Source organism: Modicisalibacter luteus DSM 23508 (genome assembly GCF_000378505.1).
GTDB classification, from domain to species: Bacteria; Pseudomonadota; Gammaproteobacteria; order Pseudomonadales; family Halomonadaceae; genus Modicisalibacter; species Modicisalibacter luteus.
Window position 1 is genome coordinate 211,488 of record NZ_KB899997.1, and the last position, 12,954, is coordinate 224,441.

Consider the following 12,954-nt stretch of genomic DNA (forward strand, 5'->3'; position numbering starts at 1 on the left):
AGATACGATATGTTGGGACAAGAGTTCGTTTCTGCCGCGGCAATTGCGGCAAGTGTGTTGTTCATCCTTTCACTGGGTGGATTGAGTAATCAGGAAAAGGCCAAGCGAGCCGTCTGGTACGGCATCGCCGGTATGGCCATTGCGGTATTTTTCACCGCCCTTGGGCCAGGCATCGGGGGTTACTGGTGGATGTTGCCGATGATGATCATCGGTGCCGTGATTGGTGTCTATGTTGCCAAGAAGGTCGACATGACGGAGATGCCGCAGTTGGTGGCGGCGCTGCACTCCTTTGTCGGTCTGGCCGCAGTCTTCGTTGGTTTCAATGCCGACCTCGAGCGACGTCGCGTACTGGCCGCCCAACTTGCCGAGCGTGGCACCGATGGCTTTTCCGCCTTCGCTGCCCTGGTGGCTGAGAAGACTCCCGCCGAGCTGACCTTCCTGCAGGTCGAAGTGGTGCTGGGCGTGTTCATCGGTGCGGTGACGTTCACCGGATCGGTAATCGCCTTCGGCAAGCTCGCCGGCAAGGTCAACGGCAAGCCGCGTCAATTGCCCGGCGGGCATTGGCTCAATGCCGGGGCGGCCATACTGTCACTCATCTTGGCCATCCTGTATCTGAACGGAGCGGGGTTCTGGACGCTGCTGTTACTGGCGTTGCTGGCCTTCTTCATTGGTTACCACCTGATCATGGGTATCGGCGGAGCCGACATGCCGGTGGTGGTCTCCATGCTCAACAGCTACTCCGGCTGGGCGGCAGCCGCGATCGGCTTCACCCTGTCCAATGACTTGCTGATCGTCACCGGGGCGCTGGTGGGCTCGTCGGGCGCCATACTCTCGTACATCATGTGCAAGGCAATGAACCGCAACTTCGTCAACGTGATTCTTGGCGGTTTCGGCGGCAGCAAGGGACCGGCAGCGGAGATCGAGGGCGAGCAAGTGGCCATCGACACCAATGGAGTTGCCAACGCGCTCAATGATGCCGACAGCGTGATCATCGTGCCGGGCTATGGCATGGCCGTCGCCCAGGCGCAGAATGCGGTAAGCGAGTTGACTCGTAAGCTGCGTGCTGCCGGCAAGACCGTACGTTTCGGTATCCACCCGGTGGCGGGGCGTCTGCCAGGGCACATGAACGTATTGTTGGCCGAGGCCAAGGTGCCCTACGACATCGTGCTGGAGATGGATGAAATCAACGATGACTTTGCCGAGACCGATGTGGTTATCGTCATTGGGTCCAATGACATCGTCAATCCGGCCGCCCAGGAGGATCCTAACAGTCCTATCGCCGGCATGCCGGTACTCAAGGTCTGGGAAGCCAAGCAGGTATTCGTCTGTAAACGCGGGCAGGGGACCGGTTACTCCGGTATCGAGAATCCCCTGTTCTTCAAGGAGAACACCCGCATGCTGTACGGCGATGCCAAATCCAGTATCGATTCCCTGGTGCCATTGATCGATTAAGAGCATACACAGCCAGGACATCGGCTCCAGAGAGACGCCCCGCCAAGCGGGGCGTTTTTCGTTACAATGATGTCTAACATTTGGCGTCTAGGGACCAAGCATGACAGAAGATCGCCTGAAGGTAGCCGTACTGGGCGGAGGAAGCTTCGGCACGGCACTGGCCAGCATCGCCGCAGACAATGGGGCAACGGTGCGGCAATGGCTTCGTGACGAGGCCCTGGTCGAAAAGATCAACCGTGATCACCGTAATTCCCGCTACCTTCCTGACTTCGACATCAATCCCGCCGTGGTGGCCTCGAGCGACATGCGGTCGGTGCTCGATGGTGCTGAATTGGTCTTCGTCGCGATTCCCTCGAAGGCGTTCCGGGCCGTTGTTCGGCAAGCCCGCCCTTGGCTGCACCAACGCCAGATACTGGTCAGTACCACCAAGGGAATTCAGGAAGACGGCTTCAAGCTGATGAGCCAAATCCTTGAGGAAGAAACCGGCTTCTCTCACATTGGCGTATTGTCAGGTCCCAATCTGGCCGCGGAGATCGCAGAGAAGCAGCTCACAGCGACGGTGATAGCCAGCGATGACGCTTTGACACGAGCGCGTGTGCAGACGACGCTGGGTTGCGACTATTTCCGCGTCTATGCCAGCAATGACCGTTACGGGGTCGAGCTGGGGGGTGCGCTCAAGAATATCTATGCCATTGCCGCCGGTATGGCCGCTTCCTTGGGTATGGGAGAGAACACTCGCAGCATGCTTATGACCCGGGCGTTAGCCGAGATGAGCCGCTTCGCCGTTGCCCTGGGAGCTAACCCCATGACCTTCATCGGTTTGGCTGGCGTCGGCGACCTCATCGTGACATGTTCCTCCAACCGCTCGCGTAACTACCGGGTTGGCTATGCCATGGGGCAAGGGCGCACGCTCGACGAAGCTGTCGATGCCTTGGGTCAGGTTGCCGAGGGTGTGAATACCGTTAGCCTGGTGTGTGCCAAGGCGCGACAGGAAGGTATTTACATGCCATTGGCCGAGGGGTTGTACCAAGTGCTGTTCAATAATGTTCCGGCTCGCGACATGGCCAAATTGCTGATGCTGAATGAGCAGAGCAGTGATGTCGAATTCACGCTCTCCCGCGAGGATGTCAAGCACGCCCGACGCCTGGAGGGGGACTCGTGAGCCTATCGCTCTGGATCATGCGTCACGGCCAGGCGGCACCTGGGCATCCCGACCCGCAACGCCCCCTGAGCGACACCGGGCGTTGGGAAGTGGCCCGCATGGCGACGTGGCTTGCCGAGACGCTGGATGATGCGCAACTGGCCCGGTTGCAGATTGCTGCGAGTCCCTACAGGCGTGCCCAGCAGACGGCGGCGATTGTCGCCGAACAACTTGCCAAGCCGGTACAGGAACTGGCTCTGATCACTCCGGATGACCCCGTCGAGCCGGTAATAGATTGGCTGCAGGCACATGCGATGGCGTCGTCTTGGCTGCTGGTCAGCCATATGCCGCTGGTTGGTGCGCTGACAGGACGCCTCGTTGAAGGTGATTCTCGAAGCAGCCTGCCCATGCCGACAGCAGCCGTCGCTGGGTTGGAGGCGGAGGTTTGGGCGGCGGGTTGTGCCCAGCTGCGTGTGTTCCGTCATCCTGCGGAGCTGACCTGAGCCGAAGGCTTTCGCAGGCTATTTCTTCACACTGCATGTCTGCAAAGTTTCGCTTCTGGTATGAGCCTGCATGCCGGAGCAAGCAGTGATTTCTGACTTTTGGTTTCTTGTCCTTTCGTCTAGCAAGACGTAAGTCGCATTGCCCGTGTCCGCGCCAGCCTATAGGTTTGTTCTTGTATGATGTATGACACCTTGTAAGCACACAAACTATCGCGCCGGAATTCTGGTTTCGCCAAGCATTGCATGAGCAAGAGGAATCATTTGTGAACTTCACCAGAGACGATGTCATGAAAGCGGTTGGGGATGGCCTGCTTTCGTTTCCTATCACTGACTTCGATGCCAACGGCAGCTTTGACCCCGAGAGCTACCGCAAGCGCCTCGAATGGTTCACCAGTCATGACATCTCCGCCGTGTTCGTGGCCGGCGGAACCGGCGAGTTCTTCAACCTGACGCTGGATGAGTTTCGTGAAGTCGTTACCCTGGCCGTCAAGACGGTCAACGGAAAGCTGCCAGTCATTGCCAGCGCCGGATTGAGCGTAGGCAGCGGCAAGGCCTTCGCCAGAGTCGCCGAGGAAGCCGGCGCCGACGGTATCCTGCTCATGCCTCCCTACCTGACCGAGTGTCCGCAGGATGGGCTGGTGGAATATGCACGTCAGATCTGCGATTCCACGACTATCAATGTCATCTACTACAACCGTGGTAATGGCGTGCTTGAGGCTGATGCGGTCCAGAAACTTGCCGATGCCTGCCCGAACTTGATCGGCTTGAAGGACGGGAAGGGCGACATCCAGTTGCTCAACAAGATCATCAAGACCGTCGGGGATCGCCTGGTCTACGTGGGTGGCGTGCCGACCGCGGAAATCTTTGCCGAGGCGTATTTTTCCATCGGGGTGAATACCTACTCCTCGGCAGTGTTCAATTTCGTGCCGGAGATGGCAGTCAAGTTTTACAAGGCGCTGCGTCAGGGCGACTCGGCCACCGTCAAGAAAATCACCAACGAGTTCTTCATTCCCTTCGTCAACTTGCGTGACACCAAGAAGGGCTATGCGGTCAGCCTGATCAAGGCGGGGGCCGATCTGATCGGTCGTCCGGCGGGCTCGGTGAGGGCGCCGCTCGAGATGCCAACGTCAGAAGAACGGAATGTACTGGAGAGGCTCATCGGTACAGCCAACAGCTTGTAAGTGCTTTGGTCAGGTTCGCTAGAAACGACAATAAGTGAATCCGACCATCAAAGAGAGGTCTGGCCTAAGGGCAACATAATATACAAGGCCTCACAAACGCCAAGCCAAAGGAAGAAAGATTATGACAAACATGAAAAACCATCTTCGGAAGCTTGTCTGTGCTGTAGCGATTGCAGGGACTGCTGGTGCCTCCATGTCGAGTTTCGCGGCAGACTGTCCGATCCCCGGCAATTTGCGTGTAGTCATTGGCTCTACCTCAACCGGCGGTGATACGTACCAGAACTCAAGCATCGTCGCCGATCACCTGGCCAAGAAGCTGGATATCAATGCCAAGGTGGATGCCGTTGGCGCCATGGCGGGGTTTCGTGCGCTAGATCGGAGCCGTAATGGCAATACTGTCATGATTTTCCATGATCAGGCGTACCTGGGTAACCTTTACGGGGTCAAGGGATACGACAATATATTCGAGAAATACACCGTAGGACCGACAGTCGCGATTAACCCTGGCAACGCTTACCTGGTGCCCAAGGATTCGCCTTACCAGAACATTGATGACGTTATCGCTGCGGCGGGTGAAGGTAAGGAAATACGCGTTGCCATTCAGCCGGGCGGTGTCTCTGAGATTGGCTTCAGTGCGTTGAAAAACGCAGTGAAGATTGAGCACCCGGGTAAGGAAGGCAATGTCGTAGCCGTAAACACCGGGTCACAAGCTGATAAAAACCAACTGCTCTTCGATGACATGGCTGACGTCATCAATGGCTCGGTACAGGCGAACGAGCAGTACACCCGATTGCCGGCTGATGACCAGAAGGCAATGCGCTTTGTCTGGTTGACAGCCAGAAACGACACGATCAAGCAGACCAATGAAGAGGGAATGGGTAAGACGTCACAAAAAGATCTTCTTCAGTACGTCAATCCCAACGTAACAGTCCCCCAGGACGACTCTCAGAATTTCACTTTCGATAAGGAATTCTTCTTCCTTTATAACAAGGACATGGACCCGAAGGCGGTAGAGTGCATCGATAACGCGCTCGAAGAAATCTATGCAGAGGGCAGTATTCAGGAGCAACAGAAGAAATCTTTCTTCATTCCTAACTTCAAGCCGTCCAGCGAAGCACAGGCTTATCTTGAAGATAAGCGTGACCAGTACAAAACCATTATAGAGAACATAAAGTAAGTTGCATGCCGCCACCAAGCCAGGCTTGGTGGCGATTATATGGTTTGTGCTCAAAAAGCGGATTGTAAACATTGCTTGACGGCAAAGTGAAGTGGGGGGTATATGGAAAGCCAGTTTCTATCCTTGTTCGAAGTGTCCATTGCTTTCGAAGAGTCGCATTTGTTCTTCCCAAGGATAGTGACTTGGGTTTTGTTAGGGCTGTTTGCGCTTATTGTCTTGATCAAAGCAAAAAAAGTTACTCCTGCATTGCGGCGCGCCGGACAAGCCGTCATGCATGGAAACGAAGGGTTTGATAGAAAGAGATTCTTTGGCACTATCTTTTTAATTGTCATTTACTTTTATCTAATGGCGGTGGTGGGAAATGTCTTCCCCAATACCGGTTATGGGTTCCTTTTCGTTTCTATACCGTTCATCTTTGTTTTGTCCGTGCTTTATGTGGAAGAAAAGACAAAGAAGAATCTTTTGGTGATAGCTATAAATGCTGTTGTTGCGCCAGTCTTGGCCTGGTACGTCCTATCTCAGTTGTTCAGAATCACACTCCCTTGACGGCAGAGTAAAAAGCTATGGAATTTCTGTCTTATCTAAGCCCAATGTTTTTTGTACTAATAGTCGCCGGGGCCTTGGTTGGAGTGATTTTTGGCGCGATTCCCGGCATGACTGCTACGATGGCGGTCGCTGTCTGCCTGCCACTGACCTATGCGCTTGATCTGACCAATGGTTTAGCCTTGCTTCTTGGCCTCTATGTTGGAGGCATCTCAGGAGGTATGGTGCCCGCAGTATTATTAAATATCCCAGGAACGCCTTCATCGATAACGACAACGTTTGATGGTTACCCTATGGCCAAAAAAGGCGAGGGCGAACGCGCACTTAAGATTAGCATTGTCGCTTCGCTTTTTGGCGGTTTGTTTAGTGCTGGCGTGCTCTTCTATTTTGCCCCCTTGCTTGCAGACTTTGCGATAAAGTTTTCCTATGTGGAAAAATTTCTCATTATTTTTCTGGCGCTGACTGTCATCGCCTCACTGACTAAAAATATGTTGATGGGTATCTTCAGCGGCGTGCTTGGTGTATGGCTTAGCCTGATCGGGACTTATGAAATTACCGATGGCGGGAATGGTGAAACTCGCCTTATGTTCGATTTTATGGAGTACTATCTTGTCAGTGGCTTTTCGCTGCTGCCGGTACTGATCGGCATATTCGGCATTACAACGATTCTGCAGGATGCAGAAAAAGGCTTCAAAGGCGATGCCGCCAGCCCTACCATTAAATTGACCACAGGGTCGCGTTTCTCTTTCAATGTTTTCAAAGGCCAACTGACCAACCTAGTGCGTTCTTCCTCGATCGGCACGTTTGTCGGGATGCTTCCCGGTGTTGGCGGTAGTGCCGCTTCAGTGCTGGCTTATACCCAAGAAAAAAACTTTTCCAGAGATTCCTCCCAGATGGGCAATGGTGCGCCCCAAGGGCTCGTGGCTTCTGAGTCATCCAATAATGCCTTGACCGGGGGAGCGCTGGTGCCCTTGCTTTCACTCGGCATTCCTGGTGATTCGACGACAGCGATCCTGATTGGTGCATTCACGTTGCAAGGCATTCAAGTAGGGCCACTCTTCATCGGGGATAACCTCGATACTTGGTACATCATGATTGCCGCACTGGTGCTAGCTAACCTAGTCATGTTCGGCATCATGTTCTTTGCTATCAGATATATCGCCAAGGTGATCGAAGTACCAAAGCATATTCTCTACCCCATCATTGTCATGATGTGCGTTGTCGGTGCTTACGCGATCAATTACGGCATCATGTTCGATGTCTGGACTTTGTTAATCTTCGGCGTCTTCGGTTATATCGCAACCAAGGTGGGTATCGAGCTTGTGCCGCTCATCATTGGCTTCATTCTGGGTGGGTCGGCTGAAGTCTACTTCGTCAAGAGCCTCGAATCCTATGGAACCCTGACAGTTTTCTTCACGAAAAGTCCCATCGCAGTCTTTCTTTGGGCGCTTATTGTGCTCTCGCTAGCTTTCTCCATCTATATCAGGCTTCGCGCACGGAAGAAAGAAAGCCTGGCCTCCTACAGCTAGGCAAGGTGAGGGGTGGCGATATGAATTACGGAGGGGTTGCATGAGCATCGATCAGGAAAAAAGCCGCATGATCAAGGTGCATGAAAAGGACAATGTGGCGATTGTTGTAGAGCGTGGGGGGCTTTCTGAAGGCACTAGCCTGCAGGACGGCACAACACTGAATATGGCTATACCTCAAGGCCATAAGGTTGCGTTGTTTCCTATCGCCATTGGTGATCCGATTATTCGCTATGGCGAAATCATTGGTACAGCAGCTTGCGACATTGCCAGAGGTGATCATGTCAACGAGACCAGTGTGAAGCTGCCCAACGCCCCGGCTCTGCAGGACATGCCTTTAGCGAGGCGTTCCGCACCGGAGGCTGAGGCTCTCGAAGGGTATACCTTCGAAGGCTTTCGCAATGCCGATGGCTCGGTAGGCACCAAGAATGTATTAGGGATTACTACCAGTGTGCAGTGTGTCGCAGGGACTACCGATTACGTGGTCCGACGCATCAAGAGTGAGTTGCTGCCCAACTACCCCAATGTCGACGATGTCGTGGCGCTTAATCATAGCTATGGGTGCGGTGTGGCCATCAACGCGCCTGCTGCGATCGTGCCGATTCGCACGCTGAAAAATATTTCGCTTAACCCCAATTTCGGCGGTGAGGTCATGGTCATCGGTCTGGGTTGCGAAAAGCTGCAACCTTCGGCCCTGCTAACTGATCAGCCGGTCAGGATCTACGAAAATACCGAGGCGGCGGATCCCGGTGCGAATGTTCTGAGCCTGCAGGACGAAAGCTTTTCCGGCTTCGGTGACATGGTCGATGGCATCCTGGACATGGCTGAGCGTCATCTCGAAAAGCTGAATCGTCGACAGCGTGAGACCTGCCCGGCATCGGAGCTGGTCGTGGGTATGCAGTGCGGCGGGAGTGACGCCTTCTCCGGTGTTACCGCCAATCCGGCCGTAGGGTTTGCCACTGACCTGATCGTACGGGCCGGTGGTAGCGTCATGTTTTCCGAAGTCACGGAGGTCCGCGACGCTATCCACCTGTTGACGCCTCGCGCCGTCAGTACAGAGGTAGGGCAGGCGCTGCTTGATCAGATGGCCTGGTATGACAATTACCTGGAGCAGGGGCAGGCGGACCGTAGTGCGAACCCATCCCCCGGCAACAAGCGTGGTGGCTTGAGTAATGTCGTGGAAAAGGCGCTGGGCTCCATTATCAAATCCGGGAACAGCCCCATCGTGGACGTCATCGGGCCGGGAGAGAGGATACGCAAGCGGGGCCTGACCTTCGCCGCGACGCCGGCCAGCGATTTCATTTGCGGCACACTCCAACTCGCAGCAGGGATGAACCTTCAAGTCTTCACGACAGGGCGGGGGACACCGTACGGCTTGCCCATGGTGCCGGTCATCAAGGTCGCTACCAATACTGCGCTCAGTCAGCGCTGGCACGACATCATAGACCTGGATGCGGGGCGCATCGCCACTGGAGACGCCAGTATCGAGGACATTGGGTGGGAGCTTTTTCATCTGATTCTGGATGTGGCCAGCGGCAGGAAGCTCGTGGCGGCCGATCGGCTAGGCCTGCATAACGACCTTGTATTGTTCAATCCGGCGCCAGTCACCTAAGCGGTCCTGTTATTCGTCACTACTTATATTTAGGAATCGATAATCATGTTTCCAACCGTCAAAAGCATGCGCGTGGTCCCGGTCGCCGGTTACGATAGCTTTCTTCTCAACCTGAGCGGTGGGCACGCCCCTTGGTTTGTGCGCTGTGTGGTGATCCTGGAAGACAACGACGGCAACCAGGGGGTCGGAGAGATCCCTTCCAGCGAAGGCATTCTCAAGGGGCTGGAGCAGTGTCGCCCCTTGGTGGAAGGGGCGGCGGTCAACGACGTCAAGCGCACCCTTAACCGTTGCCGCCTGTTGCTGGCCGGCAATGGCCGCGAGGAGCGTGGCCGCCAGACCTTCGACCTGCGCGTCGGGGTGCATGTATTGACGGCCATCGAGTCGGCGCTGTTCGATCTGTTCGGCCAGGCCATGAACATGCCGGTGGCGGATCTGCTGGGTCAGTACGGGCGTCAGCGCGACGAGGTTGAAGCTCTGGGCTACCTGTTCCTGCTCGGGGATCCGGACAAGACCGACCTGCCATATCCCAAGCCGAACGATCCCCGGGATGCCTGGGACGAGGTGCGCTGCCGCGAGGCCTTGACGCCCGAGGCCGTCGCCAACCTGGCCAAGGCGGCGTTCGACCGTTATGGCTTCAAGGACTTCAAGCTCAAGGGCGGCGTACTACGCGGCGAGGAAGAGGCGGACTGCATCCGTGCGCTGTACGAGGCATTTCCCGAGGCGCGCCTGACCCTTGACCCCAACGGGGCGTGGAAGCTGGATGAGGCGGTACGTGTGCTGACGCCAATCCGCGACCTGCTGAGCTATGCCGAAGATCCGTGCGGCCAGGAAGAGAGCTACTCTGGTCGCGAGACCATGGCCGAATTCAAAAAGCGTACTGGCTTGCCCACCGCGACCAACATGATCGCGACCGACTTCAAGCAGCTACAGTATGCAGTACAGCTCAACGCCGTGGACATCCCTCTGGCCGACTGCCACTTCTGGACCATGCAGGGAGCCGTCGCGGTGGGTGAACTCTGCAACGAGTGGGGCATGACCTGGGGCTCGCACAGCAACAACCATTTCGACATCTCGCTGGCCATGATGACTCATGTAGCCGCCGCCTGCCCGGGCGATATTACAGCCATCGACACGCACTGGATCTGGCAGGACGGTCAGCGCATCACCAAGGAGCCGTTCCAGATCCGCGACGGCAAGCTGCGTGTGCCTGAGGCGTCGGGCCTTGGTATCGAACTGGATATGCAGAAGCTCGACGAAGCCCACGCTCTATACAAGAGTCTCAATGTTACTCAACGCAACGACGCTATGGCGATGCAGTATCTGATTCCTGGATGGACCTTCGATCCCAAGAAGCCCACCATGGTGCGTTGATTCGGCGTACGTCTCATGGGTAACCCTGGTTAGAGACAAGCAAAGGAAGGCAGTCATGACTGGCAAACCTGCAGCGCTGGATAACGCAGCACAGCTGAACATTCAGCGAGTCTCACGCAAGGGCAGTCTGTCATCATATGTGGCCGACCAGCTGGCAGAGCTGATCAAGGCAGGCAGCATTTCGGTCGGCCAGAAACTGCCGGGCGAGAACGGGCTCAGCGAAGCCTTCGGGGTTAGTCGTACGGTGATCCGTGAGGCGGTAGCGCATCTCAAGTCGCTGGGCTTGGTTGCAACGCGCAGGGGGGTTGGCACGACGGTAGTACGCGATACCATACCCGAGTCCACACCGGTAGGCGAGATTCGCCCTTCCACGGTGGGGGACATCCTGCATATGCTCGAGCTGCGCATGGAGTTCGAGCCGGCGATGGCAGCGCTTGCCGCCTCACGACATGACGGGGACGATCGCCATCGTCTCCTGAAGGTGCATACCGCTTTTATCAAGGTGTGCAGCGATGCCTCTCTGGCGCAGTCGGAGGACTACGCTTTTCACTATGCCGTGGCAGCAGCAACCGGCAACCCCTGCTTCACCGCGTTCTATGAGCAGTTGCGTCATCGTGTGATTCCACGCGCCAATCTTATCGATGATGAAATCAACCCCGCTTCGACAGGGGCGTATCTGTCTCGGGTTGAGGGGGAGCATACCGATATCCTCGACGCAATCCTGGCTCGAGACCCTCAAATGGCGCGCGAGACGATGTATCAGCACCTCAACCGGGCCAGGACCATGTATGCCAAGTTTCAGGACGTCTGACCGTAAAGAAGAAGGGTCAGGATGCGCATGACTACTACGACGCTCGATTCAACAGGAGGATTCCATGACATTGGAAGGCAAATCACTCATCGGCCAGCAGGCCGTCGCTGGCAATAGCGGCACCTTCCACGCCGTCAACCCGGCCACCGGCGAGCAGCTCGAGCCGGTCTATGCCGGCGGTGGCACCGCCGAGGTCGACCAAGCCTGCCAGCTCGCCTGGGACGCATTCGACACCTACCGTGAGACCTCGCTCGAGGACCGCGCGGTGTTTCTCGAGACGGTGGCCAGCGAGATCGAAGCCTTGGGCGAGCCGCTCATCGAGCGAGCCGTGGCCGAGACCGGCCTGCCCCAGGCCCGCATCGAGGGCGAACGTGGCCGTACCTGCGGCCAGCTGCGCCTGTTCGCCAACGTGGTGCGCGCTGGCGAATGGCTTGATGTGCGTATCGATCCGGCGATGCCCGACCGCCAGCCGATGCCGCGTGCCGACCTGCGTCAGCGTCACATCGCGCTGGGGCCGGTCGCCGTATTCGGCGCCAGCAACTTCCCGTTGGCCTTCTCCGTGGCCGGGGGCGACACTGCCTCGGCGCTGGCCGCGGGCTGCCCGGTAATCGTCAAGGCGCACCCCGCCCACCCCGGCACCTCCGAACTGGTCGGCCGCGCCATGCAGAAGGCCGTCGCCAAGTGCGGTTTGCCGGAGGGCGTGTTCTCGCTGTTGTTTGGTGCCGGCAACGAGATCGGTGGTGCCTTGGTTGCTGACCCGCGCATCAAGGCGGTGGGGTTCACCGGCTCACGCAATGGCGGGCTGGCTCTTGCGCGCATTGCCCAGCAGCGCAAGGAGCCGATCCCGGTCTACGCCGAGATGAGTTCGATCAATCCGGTGTTCCCGTTGCCGGCAGCGCTGAAAGCCCGTGGCGAGGCGATGGCCGAAGGCTTCGTGGCCTCGCTCAACATGGGCGCCGGTCAGTTCTGCACCAACCCGGGCCTGGTCATCGCCGAAAAGGGCGAGGCGCTGGACGCCTTCGTCGCCAAGGCCGGCGAGGTGCTCAAGCAGAGCGCGTCGCAGACCATGCTCACCCCGGGCATCCATGACGCCTACCAGCAGGGCGTGGGTCGGCTCTCGAGTCACGACAAGGTGCGCGAAGTGGCGCGTGGCCAGGTCGGCGAGACGCCCAACCAGTGCCAGTCGGCGCTGTTCGTGACCTCGGCGGCCGACTTCCTGGCCGAAGAAACCCTGCAGGAAGAGGTGTTCGGCTCCTCCTCGCTGGTCATCGAGTGCAACGACACGGCCGAGGTGAAGCGGGTCGCCGAGCATCTGGAAGGCCAGCTCACCGTCACGTTGCAGATGGACGATGCCGACCTCGACGCGGCGCGTGCGCTGCTGCCGACGCTGGAGCGCAAGGCGGGCCGCGTGCTGGTCAACGGCTGGCCGACCGGGGTCGAGGTGTGCCATGCCATGGTTCACGGCGGGCCGTACCCGGCGACCTCGGACAGCCGCACCACCTCGGTGGGTAGCGCGGCGATCTTCCGCTTCCTGCGCCCGGTGTGCTACCAGGCGCTGCCGGAAGGGCTGCTGCCCGAGCCGCTCAAGGAGAGCAACCCGCTGGGGCTCAAGCGGCTCTATGACGGCAAGCGCGAAG

General features: G+C 57.3%; 11 protein-coding genes. All 11 read left to right on the forward strand.

Going from position 1 to position 12,954, the window contains the following annotated elements; translation table 11 throughout:
- The first annotated feature begins 9 nt into the window (after positions 1-9).
- Positions 10-1,452 (forward strand): NAD(P)(+) transhydrogenase (Re/Si-specific) subunit beta, encoded by a 1,443-nt coding sequence (locus F568_RS0114645; RefSeq protein ID WP_019019499.1) that lies wholly within the window; start codon positions 10-12, stop codon positions 1,450-1,452.
- Positions 1,453-1,552: 100 nt separating this feature from the next.
- Positions 1,553-2,614 carry an NAD(P)H-dependent glycerol-3-phosphate dehydrogenase gene (locus F568_RS0114650; RefSeq protein WP_019019500.1) on the forward strand — a complete coding sequence of 354 codons (1,062 nt, stop codon included), beginning with the start codon at positions 1,553-1,555 and terminating at the stop codon, positions 2,612-2,614.
- On the forward strand, positions 2,611-3,096 hold the full coding sequence (gene sixA, locus F568_RS0114655) for a phosphohistidine phosphatase SixA (RefSeq protein ID WP_019019501.1): 486 nt from the start codon (positions 2,611-2,613) through the stop codon (positions 3,094-3,096). Before F568_RS0114650 ends, sixA begins: the two co-directional genes overlap by 4 nt.
- Before the next feature lie 263 nt (positions 3,097-3,359).
- Entirely contained in the window at positions 3,360-4,277 is a 918-nt protein-coding gene (kdgD, locus tag F568_RS0114660) for a 5-dehydro-4-deoxyglucarate dehydratase (protein ID WP_019019502.1), read from the forward strand.
- Positions 4,278-4,398: 121 nt separating this feature from the next.
- The gene (locus F568_RS0114665; protein WP_019019503.1) at positions 4,399-5,454 is read left to right on the forward strand and encodes a type 2 periplasmic-binding domain-containing protein; all 1,056 of its coding nucleotides are present in this window, start codon (positions 4,399-4,401) and stop codon (positions 5,452-5,454) included.
- 102 nt (positions 5,455-5,556) lie between these two features.
- Positions 5,557-6,000, forward strand: coding sequence for a tripartite tricarboxylate transporter TctB family protein (locus F568_RS0114670; RefSeq protein ID WP_019019504.1), 444 nt, complete (start codon positions 5,557-5,559; stop codon positions 5,998-6,000).
- Positions 6,001-6,017: 17 nt separating this feature from the next.
- Positions 6,018-7,526, forward strand: coding sequence for a tripartite tricarboxylate transporter permease (locus F568_RS0114675; RefSeq protein WP_026300566.1), 1,509 nt, complete (start codon positions 6,018-6,020; stop codon positions 7,524-7,526).
- Between the two features lie 40 nt (positions 7,527-7,566).
- Positions 7,567-9,135: a galactarate dehydratase gene (gene garD / locus F568_RS0114680; protein ID WP_019019506.1), complete on the forward strand. Its 1,569-nt coding sequence runs from the start codon at positions 7,567-7,569 to the stop codon at positions 9,133-9,135.
- A gap of 45 nt (positions 9,136-9,180) precedes the next feature.
- The gene (locus F568_RS0114685) at positions 9,181-10,506 is read left to right on the forward strand and encodes an enolase C-terminal domain-like protein (RefSeq protein ID WP_019019507.1); all 1,326 of its coding nucleotides are present in this window, start codon (positions 9,181-9,183) and stop codon (positions 10,504-10,506) included.
- A gap of 55 nt (positions 10,507-10,561) precedes the next feature.
- A complete protein-coding gene (locus F568_RS0114690) occupies positions 10,562-11,317 on the forward strand; it encodes a FadR/GntR family transcriptional regulator (protein ID WP_019019508.1) in 756 nt (251 codons plus the stop codon).
- A 64-nt stretch (positions 11,318-11,381) separates the two neighbouring features.
- Positions 11,382-12,954 (forward strand): aldehyde dehydrogenase (NADP(+)) (locus F568_RS0114695; RefSeq protein WP_019019509.1); only part of this gene is annotated, 1,573 nt, incomplete at its 3' end.